Source organism: Gemmiger sp. (genome assembly GCF_036306485.1).
Taxonomy (GTDB): domain Bacteria; phylum Bacillota; class Clostridia; order Oscillospirales; family Ruminococcaceae; genus Gemmiger.
In genome coordinates, this window is record NZ_JAXJZK010000034.1 from 29,378 (window position 1) to 47,804 (window position 18,427).

At 65.2% G+C, this 18,427-nt stretch carries 15 protein-coding genes; 2 read left to right on the forward strand and 13 right to left on the reverse strand.

The window, feature by feature from the left end; translation table 11 throughout:
- The first annotated feature begins 15 nt into the window (after positions 1 to 15).
- Together U0L91_RS07025 and U0L91_RS07030 are read left to right on the forward strand one after the other, a co-directional pair.
- Positions 16 to 234 carry a YdbC family protein gene (locus tag U0L91_RS07025; protein ID WP_330045558.1) on the forward strand — a complete coding sequence of 73 codons (219 nt, stop codon included), beginning with the start codon at positions 16 to 18 and terminating at the stop codon, positions 232 to 234.
- Positions 234 to 836 (forward strand): HD domain-containing protein, encoded by a 603-nt coding sequence (locus U0L91_RS07030; RefSeq protein WP_330045560.1) that lies wholly within the window; start codon positions 234 to 236, stop codon positions 834 to 836. The genes U0L91_RS07025 and U0L91_RS07030 overlap by 1 nt, the downstream gene beginning before the upstream one ends.
- 44 nt (positions 837 to 880) lie before the next feature.
- Here the strand turns inward: U0L91_RS07030 and U0L91_RS07035 are convergent, their stop codons facing one another.
- From U0L91_RS07035 to spoIIP, 13 genes are all read right to left on the reverse strand, one after another.
- On the reverse strand, positions 881 to 2,758 hold the full coding sequence (locus tag U0L91_RS07035; RefSeq protein ID WP_330045562.1) for a hypothetical protein: 1,878 nt from the start codon (positions 2,756 to 2,758) through the stop codon (positions 881 to 883).
- A gap of 108 nt (positions 2,759 to 2,866) precedes the next feature.
- Positions 2,867 to 3,967 (reverse strand): hypothetical protein, encoded by a 1,101-nt coding sequence (locus tag U0L91_RS07040; protein ID WP_330045564.1) that lies wholly within the window; start codon positions 3,965 to 3,967, stop codon positions 2,867 to 2,869.
- 90 nt (positions 3,968 to 4,057) lie between these two features.
- Positions 4,058 to 5,293 (reverse strand): cell division protein FtsZ, encoded by a 1,236-nt coding sequence (gene ftsZ, locus U0L91_RS07045; RefSeq protein WP_330045566.1) that lies wholly within the window; start codon positions 5,291 to 5,293, stop codon positions 4,058 to 4,060.
- Between the two features lie 290 nt (positions 5,294 to 5,583).
- Entirely contained in the window at positions 5,584 to 6,894 is a 1,311-nt protein-coding gene (locus U0L91_RS07050) for a UDP-N-acetylglucosamine 1-carboxyvinyltransferase (RefSeq protein ID WP_330045568.1), read from the reverse strand.
- 111 nt (positions 6,895 to 7,005) lie between these two features.
- Entirely contained in the window at positions 7,006 to 7,599 is a 594-nt protein-coding gene (locus tag U0L91_RS07055) for a dipicolinate synthase subunit B (RefSeq protein WP_330045570.1), read from the reverse strand.
- On the reverse strand, positions 7,596 to 8,390 hold the full coding sequence (locus tag U0L91_RS07060) for an NAD(P)-dependent oxidoreductase (protein ID WP_330045572.1): 795 nt from the start codon (positions 8,388 to 8,390) through the stop codon (positions 7,596 to 7,598). The genes U0L91_RS07055 and U0L91_RS07060 overlap by 4 nt, the downstream gene beginning before the upstream one ends.
- Before the next feature lie 120 nt (positions 8,391 to 8,510).
- Positions 8,511 to 10,196: a peptidoglycan DD-metalloendopeptidase family protein gene (locus U0L91_RS07065; protein ID WP_330045574.1), complete on the reverse strand. Its 1,686-nt coding sequence runs from the start codon at positions 10,194 to 10,196 to the stop codon at positions 8,511 to 8,513.
- 44 nt (positions 10,197 to 10,240) lie between these two features.
- Positions 10,241 to 11,479, reverse strand: a complete 1,239-nt coding sequence (locus tag U0L91_RS07070) for a murein hydrolase activator EnvC family protein (protein ID WP_330045576.1) — start codon at positions 11,477 to 11,479, stop codon at positions 10,241 to 10,243.
- Between the two features lie 83 nt (positions 11,480 to 11,562).
- The gene (locus tag U0L91_RS07075; protein ID WP_330045578.1) at positions 11,563 to 11,799 is read right to left on the reverse strand and encodes a phosphatase; all 237 of its coding nucleotides are present in this window, start codon (positions 11,797 to 11,799) and stop codon (positions 11,563 to 11,565) included.
- A 97-nt stretch (positions 11,800 to 11,896) separates the two neighbouring features.
- Positions 11,897 to 12,943, reverse strand: coding sequence for an A/G-specific adenine glycosylase (locus U0L91_RS07080; RefSeq protein WP_330045580.1), 1,047 nt, complete (start codon positions 12,941 to 12,943; stop codon positions 11,897 to 11,899).
- Positions 12,943 to 14,328 (reverse strand): asparagine--tRNA ligase, encoded by a 1,386-nt coding sequence (gene asnS, locus U0L91_RS07085; RefSeq protein WP_330045626.1) that lies wholly within the window; start codon positions 14,326 to 14,328, stop codon positions 12,943 to 12,945. Before asnS ends, U0L91_RS07080 begins: the two co-directional genes overlap by 1 nt.
- A gap of 82 nt (positions 14,329 to 14,410) precedes the next feature.
- Positions 14,411 to 17,164 (reverse strand): YfhO family protein, encoded by a 2,754-nt coding sequence (locus tag U0L91_RS07090; protein ID WP_330045582.1) that lies wholly within the window; start codon positions 17,162 to 17,164, stop codon positions 14,411 to 14,413.
- Positions 17,165 to 17,256: 92 nt separating this feature from the next.
- Positions 17,257 to 18,357, reverse strand: coding sequence for a stage II sporulation protein P (spoIIP, locus tag U0L91_RS07095; RefSeq protein ID WP_330045583.1), 1,101 nt, complete (start codon positions 18,355 to 18,357; stop codon positions 17,257 to 17,259).
- Positions 18,358 to 18,427: the final 70 nt, after the last annotated feature.

The following is an 18,427-nucleotide window of genomic DNA, read 5'->3' on the forward strand; positions in this document are numbered from 1 at the left end:
AGGAGCCTGAAATCCATGGCATTCAAGTATGAAATTACCGAACGCATCGCCGTTCTTTCCACCAACTCGAGCGGCTGGGAACGTCAGCTGAACATGATCAGCTGGAACGATCACGAACCCAAATACGACATCCGTGACTGGTCCCCCGACGGCAGCAAGATGAGCAAGGGCATCAGCATGACCCGGGAGGAGCTTCTGGCCCTCAAGGACATCCTGAACGAGATGGAACTGTAATGGACGATTACCGCGAAGAATTTCTGGAGATCTATCACCAGAACATCACCCGCCCCGGAGCCGACCGGCTGCTGAAATGGCTGGAAGGCACGGACTTCTTTGTGGCGCCCGCCTCCACCAAATTTCACGGCGCCTGCGAGGGCGGCCTGGTCATGCACAGCGTCAATGTCTACCGTGCGATGATGCAGCACTTCTTCACCGAGGGTGACAACCCCGAGACCTTTGCAGTCTGTGCGCTGCTGCACGATGTCTGCAAGGCGAACTTCTACCGGGTCAGTTCCCGCAACGTGAAAAACGAGGCCACCGGCCAGTGGGAGAAGGTCCCCTACTATCAGGTGGCGGACCAGCTGCCCTACGGCCACGGTGAGAAGAGCGTGTATCTGATCGAGCACTTCATGCGGCTGAAAACCGACGAAGCCATCGCCATCCGCTGGCACATGGGCGGATTTGACGATGCGGTGCGCGGCGGCAGTTTTGCGATCAGCGACGCCTACAACCGGTATCCGCTGGCCGTCAAGCTGCACATTGCCGACCTGACCGCCACCTACCTGATGGAACAGGGCACGAGCAGCGTGGAAAACGGGCATCCCAAACACAACTGAACCGCACAAGCCCCCGCCTTCTTCGGAAGGCGGGGGCTTGTATTTTATTCGGAACCGCTCAGGTAGGCGTCCATCCGCTGGGAGAAAATCTCGGGCCAGCGCGCGTCATACTCGGCAAAGACCTGCTTGAAATAGTCTGCCTCGGCCTGATCGGGCGGCGAGGTGCGCTGATAGCAGTACAGCGTCAGACCGTTGAGCGGGAATTCCGTCACATAGGTGTAATGGGCCGCGGCGGGCGTATCGGTGCGCAGCGCCGCATTGATCGGGCCCACGATGCCGCCCTCATCGGTCCGGTCAGTCACCATCACATAGGCGGAGGACCAGATGCCGGTCGGGAACCCGTGGGTGGAGGGCACACTGCTCTCCCAGAGAATCCGGCTCTGCAATTCGGGATGAGCCGGGTCGCTGTAGGCAAAGGTCGTGCCGCTGTACCCGTCGGAGTCCACATTGATGTAGACCGTGCCGTCCTCGGGGCAGTTTTCCAGCACAAAATCCGTCACCGCCTTCATCTGGTCCAGGTCGGTGCGGCGGGTCAGGTCGAGGCTTTCCGAGCTGAGCAGCAGGGTGCTGCAGTTCAGGCCGGGCAGCCGCAGCGCATTGCCGAAGTTAAGCACCGCAAAGGCGATGGCCGCAGCGGTACAGCCGGCCGCCGCGGGGCGCCGCAGGGCGGAGAGTTCCGCGCCCAGCACAAAGAGGCCGAAGAGGTAGAGCGGCGCCAGAATCAGGCTCTGATGGTCCCCCAGCGACTGGGTGTTGGTGAAGAGCACCATGGCCAGCACACCGGACCCCGCCGTGACGAGCGCCGGAACGCGCAGCGCGGGGCGAAGCAGGGCGATCAGCAGGCCCGCCGCACACAGGGCAAGCCAGATGACGCCCTGGGTGCAGAGCTGGGCCGCACAGTTGGTGAGGAATCCGCCGCCGTAGTAGGCGCCGTAGATGTCCGCGTAGTCGGTGGTCAGGATGGTGCGGAAGGTCAGTGCGAGCGGCAGCACAATGCAGAGAACGCTCGGGATGCCAAACCGCAGCAGATTGGCAAAGGTCCGGCCCAGGCAGCGGCGGCGGGCCGCGCCGATCAGGACGGCGGCGGCATAGAACAGATAGAATGCCACAATCCAGAACATATACCAGCGGCGGGTCAGGATCAGGGCAAAGGTCGCGGCGAAGAGCGCCGCCAGGCGGAGCGGGGGCAGTGTGTCGAACCGAAGATCCGCGCAGAGCAGCAGAATGACGGCGGCAAAGGTCAGCCCGAAGGCGTCGGGCATTCCGTGGGTGGCCGGCCAGAGGAACATCGGCCAGAGCACCAGGAACGCCATGGCGAGGGGCAGATACCAGGCCGGCCGGCTGCCCGGCACCGCCTGGCCCAGCCGGCGGGCGAGCATGAGCAGCGCGAACCACATCGGGACAAAGCAGGTCAGCGCATAACAGATCATGAACGCCTGGATGGTGCGGCCGGTGAAGAGATACGGCACGCTGATGAAGAGGTTCATGAACATCTTGTAATCGGCCGTGAGAAGGCTTTCGGCCAGGACATGGACGCCGTAGAACCCGCTCTGGGAAAAGCTGCCGAACAGCAGCGTCTGTTTGGCGAAGTAGTTGATGGCATCATCGTTGTAGACGGTGCGGCGGTAGAGGATCAGCGCCGCCATGACTGCAATCCCCACGGCGGACCCGATGAGCCAGCTGTACAGGAATGGTTTGTCGTCCCGCAGCCGGGTGCCCGGAAAGGCGGTCTGCCAGGTGAACTGCAGCAGCAGGCAGAGCCCGCCCATACAGATCGCCCAGAGCAGCACCACAAGGGCCATACCGCCATAGGCGGTGACGGCGCCGCCGGCCAGGATGATGCAGAGCAGCAGCACGCCGCGCAGCAGCCAGCGCGGGCCGGCGGGCAGAGCGGCGAGGTTCGGGATGCGGAGTTTCGGCATGGTGGGCCTCCCTCGAATTGTACAGAATGGATAACCGGGCCGGAATCATCCGGATCGGAAAAGAAAATCCCGGTCCGCGGGGCGCCGCAGACCGGGAAACTAAGTAGTTTATTCTTCGCCCAGCCGCTTCAGATCCTCGCCGAGACTCTGCGAGACGCTGCGGCGGTTATCCGGGGCGCGGCGCAGACGGTGCGCGGGGGTGGGAGCGGGCTGTGCATGGGCGGGACGGGAGCGTCTGGCGACGGGCTGTGCCGATGCCTTGTAGCGGACCGGCTTGGCCGGTGCCTTGGCGGTCGGTTTGGGGGCCGGCGCAGCGGGGGCTGCGGCTGCCGCAGGCTGTGCGGCGGGGCGCGGTTCCCCGAAGCGGCGCAGTTCCGCACCGAAGGCTTCAAAATCCGTACCGGTGGCGTCCAGTGCCTGATACAGCGCGGCGGTGGCATCCTCAAGATCCACCGAGGCGGCGCTGAGGCGTTCATCCACCTGGCTGACCCGGTCACGCAGCACGGCAATGCCGGCGGCCAGGTCCCGGGCATGGTCGGTCATCCGGGCTTTCTGCTCTTCGGCCTGCTGTTTGAGCCGCTGTTCGGCCGCTTCCGCCTTGAGGCGGGCTTCCATCAGAATCCGGCGGGCCTCGATGCGCGCTTCCTCGGTCACCTCGGGGGCAGGGGTCTTGGATGCGGGCGCGGGCGTCGGTTTGGGAGCGGGGGCCGGTTTGGGCTGTGCGGCAGGAGCCGGGGCAGGTGCGGGTTCGGGTTTCGGCGCGGGGGCCGGCATCCCGCCTTTGGGGATCATGGCCTCCATCTCGTCAATCTGCTTCTGCAGATCACGGCAGCGGAACTGCCATTCCAGGGCGGCCTGCTGGGTCTCCTTGAAACGGGACTGCAGACTGTTGGCGCGCTCCTCGGCGGCATCGGCCCGGGCTTTGGCATCGGCGGCGTTCTTCTCGGCCGTTTCGGCCCGTTGGGACGCACCGTCATAGTCGGATTGCAGCTTGTTCACGCAGGCACGGGCGGCACTCTGCTCGGAGCGCATCTTGTCGATCTGCGCCTTGAGCTGGGAGATCTGCTCCTCGTACTCACTTTCCCGCTGCTGGGTCTCGTTGGCAAGAGCGTTCATATAGGCCAGCACATCGTTTTTATCAAACCCCCAAAGGCTTGTACGAAATCCCTTCTCCTGCTGGTTTGACACGACCGATTCCTGGCTGGGCATGGCGCTCCTCCTCAACTGTCAGACGCCGGGTGGCGCCTGGAGGCAGGGCCGCACCCTGCCTGCAAAATTCCGCAATTCAGGCTGCCCGCATCAGGAACGCTTGTTCAGGATGCTGAGCAGATCGTTGAAGTAATCTCCGTCGTCCTCCTCGGCAGGCTCGGACTGCTGTACCGGCGTGCTGGAGACCGGAGTATCGACATTGGGGTTAAAGACATTGCTGAACACCGGGCTGGGGATCACAGGGTCCGCAGCGGCGGCTTTGGGCTGCTCGGCCGGGGCCGGAGCCGGGGCGGCAGCCGTGGAAGTGGAAGCAGAGGCGGCTGCCTTCTGGGCATTGATATGGGCCTGGATGGGCTCGTCCACATCGGGCGTGCTCTCGAAGCCGGTGGCCACGACGGTGATGCTCATCTCGTCCTGCAGACGCTCGTCGAACGCGGTACCCCAGATGATGTTCGCATCGGGATGCGCGCTCTGGGTGATCATCGAAGCGGCGGTCTCCACATCGTCCAGACCGATGTCGGGGCTGGAGGTGATGTTGATGATGACGCCGCGGGCACCCGCAATGCTGGTTTCCAGCAGCGGGCTGGAGATGGCAGCCTTGGCGGCGTTCTCGGCCTTGCCGGCGCCCTTGGCGACGCCGACGCCCATGTGAGCGAAGCCCGCATCCTTCATGATGGAACGGACATCCGCGAAGTCCAGGTTGATGAAGGCCGGGACGTTGATCAGGCTGGAGATGCTCTCGACGCCCTGGCGCAGCACGTTGTCGGCCGCTTCAAAGGCGTTCATCAGGGTGATCTTTTCCTGGCTGATGAGCTTGAGGCGCTCGTTCGGGATCACGATCAGGCTGTCGACATGCATCATCAGATTGCCGATGCCCTGCTCGGCAATGCTCATCTTGCGCTTGCCTTCAAAGGCAAAGGGCTTGGTCACGATGCCGACGGTCAGAATGCCGAGGTCATGCGCCGTCTCGGCCACAACGGGAGCCGCACCGGTGCCGGTGCCGCCGCCCATGCCGGCGGTGATAAAGACCATCTGGGCGCCCTTGAGGGCATTGGCGATCTCATCCTTGCTCTCCTCAGCGGCACGCTGGCCCACTTCGGGGTCGGCGCCTGCGCCGCGGCCCTTGGTCAGCTTGGCGCCGAGCTGGACCTTCTGGGTAGCCTTGGAGTTGACCAGCGCCTGCTGGTCGGTATTCATTGCCACAAACTCGACGCCGTTGAGGCCGGCTTCGACCATGCGGTTGACAGCGTTTCCGCCGCCGCCGCCGACACCGATAACCTTGATGTTTGTAACATTCTGCATCTCTTCATCGAGAACGAACGCCATAAGTGTATCCCCCTAGAAACAAAATTGTCAATTGCAAATTCCGACGGACCGTTTTCCACCAATGGACACACTGGCCCTAAAATTATCGCATATAACTGCTTATAAGAATACCAAATTCCCAAGACAATTTCAATACCCGTGCGCCAAAAAGCCAAAAATTTGATGGTATGACCTGCGTTTGCGCCAAAACTCTTTTGCACGGCACGCGGTTTTTCGGCAATATTGTGCATCATTTTCAGTTTTCAAAAGCAAGGCCCCGGACCGCCCCTTCAAGGGGGTCCGGGGTCGTGTCAGCAGCCGGGATTTTCCCCGGGGCAAAGGGTGCGGCAGTCCGCGCCAATGCTTGCCAGATCGCCGGGAAGATCGGCGTATCCGCGGCGGATATGCCCGGCATCGGCCACAAGGACGGTGCCGCGGGCTCCCAGCGCCGCCAGCACCAGCGCCGCTCCGCCCCGCAGGTCCGGCGCGCGGACCGTCCCGCCGTGGAGCGGCGTGTTTTCCGCCTCCCGCCCCGCAATGGCGAGGGTCCGGCCCTCCGTACAGACATCCGCTCCCAGCGCGGCAAACCCTTCGGCGCAGGCAAAGCGGTTCTGGAACAATCCGTCATAGATGCGGGAAGGCCCTTCCGCCCCGAGCAGCACCGCGGCGGCCAGCGGGGCGGCGTCGGTGGCAAGACCCGGATAGGCTGCCGCGACGAGATCACAGCCGCCCCGCAGCGGCCGGGACGGGCAGCGCGTAACCGAGAATCCGTTTTTTCCGCGCAGCACCGTGCATCCGGTCTGGTCCAGGAAGTCCAGGAAGGCGGCAAGATAGTCCGGCGGGCAGCCCTCCACCGTGACGCTGCCCCCCGCCACCGCAGCGGCTGCGGCATAGGTGGCGGCCGCAATACGGTCGGGCAGGACGCTGTGCTCGCAGCCGCCGAGCAGTGCGCCGCCGGTGCCGCGGATGCGGATGCAGGCCGTACCTGCGCCGGAAATCTCGGCCCCGGCCGCATTCAGGAACGCCGCGGTATCCACGATCTCGGGTTCCCGGGCGGCACCGTGCAGCGTGGTTGTGCCCGCCGCGCAGCAGGCCGCCATCATGAGGGTCAGCGTGGCCCCCACACTGGGCAGGCGGAGGGTGAACTCCGTGCCCTGCAGGCTGCCGCGCCGGCGCAGCGTGACCGCGCTGCCCGACATTTCAATCCGGGCTCCCATGGCGGCCAGCCCGGCCAGATGGATGTCGATGGGGCGCGGGCCGAGGCGGCATCCGCCGGGCAGCGGCAGCACGGCGCAGCCGGTGCGGATGAGCAGCGGCGCCAGGTAAAACACCGATCCCCGCATGGCGCCCGCCAGTTCCGCCGGCACGGTGCCGCACAGGGCGCGGCCCGGGCGGGTCACAATATGGCGGCCGCCGGGACCGCCGCGCACGGCGTCGGCCCCCACGGCCGCCAGCAGCGCCAGACTGGTTTCCACATCCTTCAGCCGGGGCACATCCCGCAGTGTACAGGGTTCCCCGCAGAGCAGCGTCGCCGCCAGCAGGGGCAGTACACTGTTTTTGGCTGCCGCGGGCCGCACCGTTCCGCAAAGTGTGCGTCCGCCGGTCACCCGGATATATTCCATTGCCGCATCGCCCTCCCCCTCTTCACACGATACCAGTATATGCTTTCCCGTCGGAAAAGAGATTCAACCGCTGTGTTTTTTGTCCATCCGCCGGGATCTGACCGTTTTCCCTCAGTTGCGGCAGAGCAGCGGCTGGAGCTGCCGGCCGGCCAGGGCTTCGGTGAGCGTTTCGGACAGCAGGCGGAAGTCCGCCTTGAGGCTGTTGGGCTTGCCGACGCTGTCATCCTGGCCGAAGGGAATGAAATAATACTGCTTGCGCTGCAGCAGCGCCGCGAGTGCCGGAGCACTGCCCGACAGGCCGTCGTTGGTGGAGATGCCCACCACGACGGGCCGGCCGCTGCGCAGCAGGCTTTTGGCCGCCAGCGTGACCGGCGTGGAACTGATTCCCGCCGCCAGCAGCGACAGCGTGGTGCCGGTACAGGGCGCAATGACCAGCGCCGCGGCCATCTGTCTGGGGCCGAGCGGTTCGGCCTGCCGCAGATCGGTCATTGGCGGATGGCCGGTGATCTCAGTCAGGCGCGCCTTCCAGTCCTCGGCCTTGCCGAACCGGGTATCCAGCGCGGCCGCCGAGGCGCTGAGCAGCGGCAGCACCTCCCATCCTTCGCACCGGAGCCGGGCCACCTGGGGCAGCACCGTCTCAAAGGTACAGAAACTGCCGCAGACGGCAAAGACCACCGTCCTTTTCCATACGGGTTCCCCTTTCATGGCGTCTTCCTCCCTTCCCTTTCGCGCAGAAGTTCCAGCACCGCGTGGGCCGTCAGTTCACCGGCGGTCTCGGGCGCGCAGCGTGCGGGCAGGCCCAGCGCCAGCTCGGCATGCAGGCCGAGTTCCCGGGCCGCCTCAAAGTCCGTGCCTCCGGGGCGGCTGGCGAGGTCGAGGATCAGTGCCCCCTTGGGCAGGCAGAGAAGCTCCCGGCGGCCCAGCACCGGTGCCGGAATGGTGTTGATGACGGCATCAAAGGAAGGCAGCACCCGTTCCAGTGCCGTGAGCGGCACGGCGCGGCAATCCGCACTGCGGGCGCTCGCACGCTGGTCCGCCGCCCGGGCCGCCACCGTCACACGGCCGCCCAGCAGACGCAGACGCCGGGCCACCGCCCGGCCGATCCGGCCGTATCCGAGGACAAGAAAGCGGCTCTCCCAGATGGTCCGGGTCCGCAGCCGCAGGAGCAGTTCCAGGCAGCCTTCGGCGGTGGGCACGGCGTTGAGGCAGGCCAGCTCGGGACTCTGGTAGCAGTTCACCGTCACCAGCCCGGCCTCCCCGGCCGCCCGGCGCAGCGCCGGACCGATCTGGCCGGCCATCAGCGTTGTGCCGGGCCGGGCGCTCCGGATCAGCGCGGCCAGCGCAGGGTCCGCGTCATCGGCCGGAACGGGCAGCAGGATGCAGTCCGCGCGGGCGGCCTCCTTGCCGCCGACGACCTCGTACCCCGCACGGCGCAGGGCCTTTGCGGCCGCCTGTTGGCGGGCATCCTGCCCCGCCACACAAAAAATGCAGTTCATTGGCTTCACCCCGTCTTTCGTTCCATGCTATGCTTGCGCCGGAACCGGAGTGACAAAAAAGCGCTGCCGCAAAACGCGGCAGCGCCTGAAAGGTCGGTAGGATTCTGTTTTTCCTGCAGCTCAGTAATTTTTCAGCGCATCGCACTGGCCGCGCAGGATGGCCAGCGGTTCCACCGCCGTCTTGCCGATCCGCACTTCCACCACGGTGGCGTTGGCCGTCGCGGCGATGACCTGTCCCTGGGTGACCTTGGTGCCCTCCTTGACAGAGAGGCTCTTGAGGCCGTAGAAGATGGTCTTGACGCCCGCGCCGTGTTCGATGACCAGCGTGTTGCCGACCCCCTTGAGCTGCTGTGCCAGCAGCACCTTGCCGTCGGCGGGGGCCACGAGGTCACAGCGCCCGGTCAGCACGGCATTGCAGCTGGTGCGGCCGGTGCCGGTGCCGTTGAGGCGTTCCTGCCGGGTCCGGTTGACATACTCGGTAGTGCCGTAGGCCAGCGTGATGTTCACACTCTTGGAGAAGGGCGACGTGAACCCGCTTGCGGCCCAGTAGATCGTGGGTTCGGCGGTCTCCAGCAGGTCGAGAACCTGCTGGGGGGTATCCTCGGCACCCACATAGGGGGTGACCAGGCTGCTGCGGGAGGTATAGTCGCGGTAGGAGGGCGTGCGATCCCGCACGGTCAGGGTGACCGTCTGGGAGGTGGTGCCGGTCTCCACCGTGAGATCGTAGTCCCCAGCGGCGGTATCGAGGCCCACCGGCAGATACGCAACCCAGCCGTCCTCGCTCTCATAGAAGCCGGTGCAGGACAGTTTGCTGACCAGGCGGGGCTTTTCGTCCTCGGCCAGGCCGGAAACCCGGATGGCTGCCACACCGCCCTGCGACACCGAGTTGGTGTTGAGCCGCACGACGGGCAGAATGTTGACGGTAAAATTGAATTCGTAGGTCTGATGTCCCGTCACGGAAGGTTCACCCCGGTATCCGCCCGAGGTGGAGAGCACCAGTTTGGCCGAGTAGGAACCGCTCTCGGCAAAGCGGAAAACGTTGAAGTCCAGCGCCGTGCCGGAGAAGACTTCCTCCCCGTCGGCGTCCACCACGGTGATCTCGGAGGCGAAGTCCGTGGAGCTGATGGAGAGATCCGGGCTCCGGTCCTCGATCTCCTCGGTCAGTTCGCGCGGCTTGGCGGAGAGGGTCTCGGCATAGGTGCGCTTGAAGAAGTTGCCGATGACCGGCACCTTCCACCGGTAGGAGGTGGCCTCGAGCGTCTGGCCGTCCAGCGTGACGGTGACGGTGGGGATCATGTCCGGCGTGGCCTTGCGGTACAGCCAGACCACACCGCCCACCGCGATGACCAGCACGAGAACAGCCACCAGCGCAAGCCAGCGCAGCAGATGATGCGCCACCACCTGCAGCACGGACTCCTCGGGTTCGCTCTCCTCTGCGTCGGAGGCATCGGCGCCGTCCGCCGGATTCTGGCCGTCCGAGGCCTCCATGATCTGCTCGATGGAGACCTGCACGGTGCGGGTGATCTCGGCACGGCGCTCCGCCTCGGCGGCTTCCTCCTCGGGGGTCAGCGGTGCCGGTTCCTCCGCGTCATCCGCCGGGGGCTCGGCAGTCTCGGCCGGTTCGGCCGGTTCCGCCTGCTCAGCCGGTTCGGGCTGTTCAGACGGTGCCGGCGTATCCGGCTGTTCCGTGTCGCCGGACTCTGTGGTTTCGGTTTGTGCCGTCGTTTCGGGGGTTTCGGGCTTTTCCGGTCCGTTCTCCCCCGGCCGCTCGGAAGCTGCGGCGTCTTTGACCTTATCTTCTTCCATGAATTCTCCCACCCAAAGTATCTCAGAGGATCAAACGGGAAGGCTCACAGCCCTTCCTGATACGACAGGCCGTTCTTTCCGGTAACGGCTCCGTCGGGATTGACAGATTTGCTGCCGATGCGCAGTTCCCAGATCAGGGTGTGCACATCGGAGGTTGTGCCCAGGGCGTCCCCCTTGGTGACGGACTGCCCTTTCTGCACTTGAACGGCATCCATGCCAAACAGATAACTCTTGACACCGCATCCATGGTCGATGACGACGGTGCCGCCCGTCAGGGCCAGGGTGCCGGCGTACTCCACCGTGCCGTTCTGCGGTGCCGTGACGGTCTGACCGGCGGGGGCCGCATAGTTGATGCCGGTGGCATGGCCGGTGATACTGCCGTTGGTGCGCAGGCGGCTGCCGTATTCGGCCTTGATGCCCGCCGTGACCGGCGCTGCAAACAGCCCCTGCCAGAGTTTTTCCGAACTGCCGCGGGTATACAGCGGCCAGATCGCGTTGCGGTATTCCTGCGCGGCACCGGGAATTTCGGGGTCCTCCTCGGTATCCACCGTCGAGACGGTGGTCTGGGTGACGGTCAGCGTCAGTTCCTGGGTCAGCGAACCGCAGGTCACGGTCAGCGTATGGTCGCCGCCCTCGGCATTGTAGGTCACGGGAATGTAGCCCAGATAACCGCCCGTGACCGGACGGAACCAGACGTCACCGAGATCGGTCTCGACCTGGGGCTCGCTGCCGTCCAGGATGCCGGTGATGAGCAGCGCCGCCACCCCGCCCTGGCCGACCCGCTCGCTGCTGAGCACGGCCTTGGGCTGCAGATTGACGGTGTAGTTTGCCTGGTACCGGTACCAGCCGCAGGGCTTGCCGGGAACCTGCTCGTCACGGTAGAGCGTCAATGTCAGTTCATACTGTCCGTTCTGGGTATAGACATAGGAGGCCAGGGCATCGGCATCGCCCTGAACCACCGTGTTGCCGGAAGGCCCGGTCAGCAGCACCGAGGTGCGTTGCACCCAGTCGGGCAGCACCAGTGCGGGGATGGTATCCCCCAGATCCCCGAGTTTCTGCACGGTGAGGGTTGTCGGCTCCTCGAACGTCCGGGTGAGCACATCCCCCAGGACCGGCACCACCCATTCATAGCCGACGGGTTCCAGTGTTGTCTGCCCGAAGGTCGGGTGCTCGTCGGGCAGTTTTCCGGTATCGGTCATCAGGTACATGGCTGCGCCGGCACCGCCCAGCAGCAGCGCCAGCACAACCACCACCATGACCAGCCAGAGAAAGACCTTTTTCATCGGGCATCTCCCCTCAGACACAAATAAAGAAAGCGGCCGGTGTATAGGCCGGCCGCAGGGTGTTCAGGAATTCGCAGACCGGATCAGAGTTCGGTGTTTTCTTCCTCTGCCGTGTTGCCGGGTTCCGTGCTGATGGGCTCGTAGCTGGTCTCTTCGTCGTCTTCCTCCTCGCCGTCAGCGGGCATATCGCTGTACAGCAGGCGCTCGTACTCATCGAGTTCCTTCTCGCGGCGGCGCAGGTAGAGGGCAGCCGCGGTGAGAGCACCGGCGGCGGCAAACAGGAAAGCGAGAACGGCTCCGAACGTTGACTTTTTCATCATGGTGGTTCCCTCCATGCATAGTTTTAGAAAGTTATCTCTATTATACCCGAGCATCTGACGGAATACAACCTTTGCACTGTAAAAAATTTCTGCCGGGTCAGTGCGGTGTTCCGTCCTCAAAACAGAACGCAAAGGCCGTGGGAATCGAGTAGGTCTGTTCCAGTTCCCGTGCATCGGCCCAGACGCAGCCCGCGGGCGCAGGCAGGTCCGGCACGGTTCCGCGCCATCCGCTGAGCTGCCAGATCCGGTGGGTGAAGACATGCCGGGAAGCCGGGAGCGGCCCGGTCCACTGCACCGCCAGCCCCAGTCCGGCGATGCGGGCGGCGAGTTCCCCGGCATCCAGCGGATGGTCCGCCTCAAACGCCGGCGGCTGCCAGAGTCCGGCCAGCAGGCCCTTGGCGGGGCGGCGCTGGAGCAGCACCCCGCGGGGCGAGGTCAGCAGCGCCACCGTGACCGGCACGACGGTCTTGGCGGGTTTGGGCGGTTTGTTCGGCAGTGACGCCGCCCGCCCCGACGCATGCCCGGCGCAGAGGGCGGCCAGCGGGCAGTCCTGACAGCGCGGTTCCGCATTGGGCAGGCAGACCAGCGCCCCCAGCTCCATCAGGGCCTCGTTGTAAGGGCCGGGACGGTCGGCGGGCATCTGGGCGACCACCCGCTCGGTGAAGGCCCGCCGGGTGGCCGGGGCCATGATGTCCCGGTCATCGTCATACAGCCGGGCAAAGACCCGCAGCACGTTGCCGTCCACCGCCGGGACGGGCAGTCCGAAGGCGATGGAGGCGATGGCGCCTGCCGTATAGTCGCCGATGCCGGGCAGGGCGCGCAGGGCCTCGTAATCGGCGGGCAGGTCCCCGCCGTACCGCTCGCAGAGGATGCGGGCGGCTTTCTGCATATTGGCGGCGCGGTTGTAGTACCCGAGTCCCTGCCAGAGTTTGCGCAGCCGGTCGGGGTCGCAGGCCGCCAGGGCGGCGGGGGTCGGCAGCTCGGCGATGAACCGCCGGTAATAGGGCAGCGCGGCCGCGACCCGCGTCTGCTGAAGCATGATCTCGCTGACCCAGATGTGATAGGCAGAAGGCTCCTGCCGGAAAGGCAGGAGCCTTCTGTTTTGTTCAAACCATTGGAGCAGCGGTGCGGCGATGGGCTCCATCAGAAGCCACCGCAGGTGCGCGGGAAGGGGATGACGTCGCGGATGTTGGGAATACCCGTCACATACATCAGCAGACGCTCAAAGCCCAGGCCGTAGCCCGCATGCTTGACGCTGCCGAACCGGCGCAGGTCGAGGTACCAGTCATAGTCGGCAATCCGCATGCCGGTCTCCTCAATGCGGGCGGTGAGCACATCCAGGCGCTCCTCACGCTGGGAGCCGCCGATCAGCTCGCCGATGCCGGGCACCAGCATATCGGCCGCCGCCACGGTCCGGCCGTCATCGTTCAGGCGCATATAGAAGGCCTTGATCTCTTTGGGATAATCGGTGACAAAGACAGGCTTCTTGAAGACCTGCTCGGTCAGATACCGTTCATGCTCGGTCTGCAGGTCGATGCCCCAGCTCACCTTGTACTGGAAGTTGTCGTCGTTCTTCTTGAGCAGTTCGATGGCGTCGGTGTAGCTGACGCGGGCGAAATCGCTGTCCACGACCAGGCGCAGACGCTCAAGCAGGCCCTTGTCGAAGAACTGGTTGAAGAAGGCCAGCTCATCGGGGCAGTTGTCCAGCAGATAGCGGATGACGTACTTGGTCATCGCCTCGGCGGTGTCCATATAGGTGTTCAGGTCGGCAAACGCCATCTCGGGTTCGATCATCCAGAACTCGGCGGCATGGCGGGTGTCGTAGCTCTTCTCGGCGCGGAAGGTGGGGCCGAAGGTGTACACCTTGCCCAGCGCCATGGCCATGGCCTCGGCCTCCAGCTGGCCGGAAACCGTCAGGTTCACCGGGCGCTTGAAGAAGTCCTGGGTGTAATCCACGGCGCCGTCCTCGGTGCGGGGCACATCGTTGAGGTCCAGCGTGGTGACCTGGAACATCTCGCCGGCGCCTTCGCAGTCCGAGCCGGTGAAGATCGGGGTGTGCACATAGGTGAAGCCGTTCTCGTGGAAGAACTGATGCAGTGCATAGGCAGCCTGACCGCGCACACGGAACGCCGCGTTGAAGGTGTTGGTGCGGGGGCGCAGATGGGTCAGGGTGCGCAGATAATCCATGCCCATCTTGTTCTTCTGCAGCGGATAGTCCGAGCCGCAGGTGCCGAGAACCACGACACGGTCGGCATTGATCTCAAACGGCTGCTTGGCCTGCGGGGTCAGCACCAGGGTGCCGGTGACCTCGAAGCTGGTGTACAGGCCGGATTTGGCAATCTCGGTATAATTGTCCAGCTTGTCCGCCTGAAATACGATCTGCACCGGCTTGTAGCAGCTGCCGTCCGTCAGTGAGATAAAACCGATCTTTTTGGAATCCCGCACCGTTTTCGCCCAGCCGCAGACGGTCACCTTGGTGCCATCCGCCGGGGTGGACTTGTAAAGAGATGCGATCTCAACACGTTCCATCATGATTCCCTTTCCTCCGATTCTTGATAGGTATTTATGTATTATAGCGTGATTCCCCTCAAATGTAAATGGGGTATTTGACTCAGCGGCGGCGTCTGCGGCCCGCCACCGCGACGGCAAGCAGGCCCAGCAGGCCCGCCGTGCTGAACAGCACCCCTGCCCCGAGGCCCGGCGTGCGGTAGGTGAAGTCCACCGTATGGCTGCCCGCCGTGAGCTCGACGCCCAGGAAGGCGGTATCGGCGCGCAGCAGTTCGGCGGGCTGCCCGTCCACCGTGACGCTCCAGCCCTGCGAATAGGGCACCTGCAGGACCAGCACCCGCGGCGTATCGGCCTCAACGGTGCCGCTGATGCGGTTGGTGCCCACCGTCACGTCCTGCAGTGCCGTCCGGGAGAGCTCGGCGGCGCGCGATTCCATCCGGTCCAGCCGCTGACATTCGACGGCCAGGTCGGTGAAGGTGTAATAGCCCGCAAAGGGCAGCACGATGGTCAGGGTGGTGAGCCCCTCCTCCGAAGTGCCGAAGTTGTACACAAAGTCATGGCGGCCGCAGTAATACTGGCTGTTGGGCATGCTGTAATCCAGCCGGCCCTCGCCGAGGTTGCTGATGAGCCGCAGATAGACGCTGTCCTTGCACCAGAAATGCGCGTACTGCCGCCGGGTCTGCAGGCGGTCATGGGCGCTCATCGTGAGCAGCTCCTCCCCCATCGCATCGAGCGGATTGGTGGCCGTGTATTCCATCCCCTGCACCACCAGTGCGGTCTCGCAGTCCGGGACGGGATTTCCGATCGTGAAGGTGATGGTCCCGCCGTCCCGCGGGGCATAGTAGGTTGTTTCGTCGAGCTGCTCGACGCCGTCCAGCGTCCGTTCGGCTTCGGGGCGGACGGTGTCGCCGGTGAGCTGCGCTTCGGGCAGCGAGGTCCCGGCGCCGTCCTCCAGCAGCACGCCGTCCAGCAGCGCATCCTGCCGGGCCAGCGGGCTCAGCGCCTCGTAGGTCTGCCGGGTGATCCGTGCCGAGGCCGTGTAGCCGATGGGCAGCGCCGCCTTGTTGCGGGAGATCGCGACGTTGACGCCGCCCACATCGGTGACCAGCTCGGGCTGCCGGTCAAACAGCGGCGGCAGGGTCTGCGGATTGCCGGGGTCGTAGAGATAATAGGCCACGCCGAAGAGGGTTTCCAGCGGTGTGCGGTTCTGCAGGCCGCGGTAGTCGTACTCGGTCGGGGTGTTCTGCCCCAGTTCGGCAAACAGCTGCGACAGGCTGCTGTTGTTCAGGCTGAAGAAGAAGCCTGTCCCATACCGCCCCAACAGCATGGCACTGTTGATCGGCTCGTTGAGGGCCGAATCATACCGCCAGTATCCGCCGTCCTCGACGCCCTGCAGCGCCACGGCGGGGTTGCCGACGACGCTGGTCTGCCAAGCATAGCCCGGCGCGTAGTATTCCTGGACGGCATCGCCCTCCTCGGCGCCGTAGTAGTAGCCCAGGTTGGCCACCACGCCAAGGCAGCAGCCCGCCAGCAGCACCCAGCGGGTCAGGCGGGGCGCACCGCCGTCGGCAGCGAGCAGCCAGACGGCCAGCAGCAGAAGCAGCACGCTGCCGAACAGCTGGGCTTCCCCGCGGGCCTCGCGGTATCCGAACGCCGCCAGACAATAGCCGGCCAGCAGCACAAACAGGATGAGCTTTTCCTTCGGGGCAAAGCGGGTCATGCCGGGGCAGACCCGTGCCAGGATGAAGGCTTCCAGCATGGCGAATGCCCAGACCCAGCGGTTGGACACATAGGACAGGCCGTTGAGCAGGCTGCCCGCCTGGGGCACCAGCAGCAAGGCCAGCATGGCCAGCCAGGCGGCCTTGAGAATGGTATGGCGGCGGGGCCGGGCGAAGAGGACCAGCACGCCCAGGAAGGCCACCGCCGTGATGCCGGTATAGCTGGAGTAGGCGTCGTACTCCATCGTGGTGGTCATGTTGGCGAAGAGGTCAAAGAAGCGCCGGAACGGGTAGCCGACCACCGAGCGGTCCGCCCCGAAGCGGGTGCCGGAGAAGAGTTCCAGGGCGGTGGGCAGCAGCGTGACCCCCGCAATGGCAGTGCCCACCGCGCCGTAGAGCACAAACCGGCCCAGGAGGGGCGGCAGCGTGCGCAGGTTTTTCAGGCCGCTGCGCTTACCATAGAGTGCCGCAACATAGCAGACCGTCAGGGCGACGATCATGTAGAAGAACAGGAAATTGGACAGTGCCGCCAGCGCGACCGACACGACAAAGAGCAGCGGGCGGCGCTGTTCGAGCAGCAGGTCGGCCCCCAGCAGGACCAGCGGGAAGCAGTACATGGGGACGAGGAAGATCGGTTCGATCAGGCCCGCCCGCAGCGGCCAGGCGCTGAAGGTGTAGGCGACGGCGCCGAGCAGCGTACCGAACCGGCTGTTGCCGTGGTGCAGGCTGAAAGCCGTGAAGGTCAGCCCGGCCAGATAGAGCCGCAGCACGATCAGGCCTTCGAGCAGCTGTTCGGTCAGGCTGCTCGGAACCAGGCCGGCGAGCAGGTCCAGCGGGTCGCCCAGGCCGTAATAGCTGAAGGTGGTCACCACATCGGCGCCGTAGCCGATGGAGGCATCCCAGGTGGGGATGGCCGCACCGGTCAGCAGGCAGCGCACCGCCTGCCGCAGCCAGCGGCCGTAGTACATCAGGAAAGCGTAATGCTGTTTGAGGGTATCGCCGTACTGGATGAAGCTGCTGCCGTTGGCGGCAAAGATCGCCGCCCAGGCAAGCATCAGCAGGGCAAAGACTGCCGTAAAGGCCAGCACGGATTCCGCGGTCCGCCGCCGCGTCCGGGGCCGGGTCTGAAGCAGGGGCATAGTGGTTCCTCCCGGGGATGGGGTTCCATCCCGATTTTCCATTCCGAATTTGGTTTCAGTATACAGGCTTTCGGTCGCCGTTGCAAGGCTTTTCAGCTCCCCAGAAAGAGGTCCGCCAGCGCACGCGCTGCCAGGCGGCCCGCCCGCAGGGCTTCGGACAGGGTGTTGGCGTGGCCGCCGATCTCAATGAGCAGCGCCCCGGGGCAGACATCCTGGTTGTAGAACCGGTACCCGCACAGCACGGGCCGGGTCAGGCCGGGCCAGCTCTGTTCCATCTGCTCTTCCCACGCCGCCGCAAAGCGCAGATTCTGCTGCCAGTCGGGCAGCTGCACCGTCGTGCCGTTGTCGCAGCCCGCAATGATCATGACCTGGGCCGTCGCCTCGCCGTCCACCTGCGCCACCGGCTTGACGCGGGCGCCGTCGCTCTCGATGGCGTCGCGGTGGACATCCAGCACCACCCGCAGCGAAGGGTACTCCTCCAGGTATTTCCGTGCGGTCTGCGCACTGCGGGCATAGCTCTCGGTATAGCTGGGCGAGTCGTGGAGGGTCGTGTCGTGCAGCGTGACGATGCCGGCTTCGTTGAGGACATCCGCCATCGCCTGCCCCACCGCGCACATATTCCGCGACGTGTCGGTGGTGCGGGCCGTGAACGTCGGGTCATAGAGCAGCGTGTCCCACGGCTGGTAGGTCTCGGTCGCATGGGTGTGCAGAATGAGGATCTGCGGCTCGTCGCTGTCGGGGTCAATCGTGAAGGGCATCGGCTGCTGCAATGCGGCGGCCAGCTCGCTGTCGGGGCGGTCGGTATCGTTCTTGATGCTGCCCGCGCCCAGTTCCAGGTAGCCGTCCCCGCTGCCCTGCCCGAACTGCCGTTCCAGGATGGGGCCGGCGTCTTCCAGGTCGGGCGGCGCCGTGACGGCAGGCGACGGCTCCGCCGTGGGCTGGGCCGGGCCGGGCGTGGGCTGCGGGGTCGGTGCGGCGGTGGGCTGGGGCACCGACAGGGTTTCGGCCTGGGCGGGCACGGTGGGCTGCTGCGTCAGCACGGTCTTCCAGGCGGCCGTGGCGGCAAAGGGGTCCTGCAGAAAGGCGGCTGCCGTCAGCGGCCAGCAGCCCGGAAGCCGGCAGGCCGCGGCGGCACAGCCCGCCAGAACGGCGGCACAGCCCAGCACGGCCGCCGCACGGCGCAGCATTGCCATGACGCACACCCCCTTCCCGAAATGGATATGCGGTGCCGAGGCGGAAAAAAACCGCCTTCTGCAAAAAAGT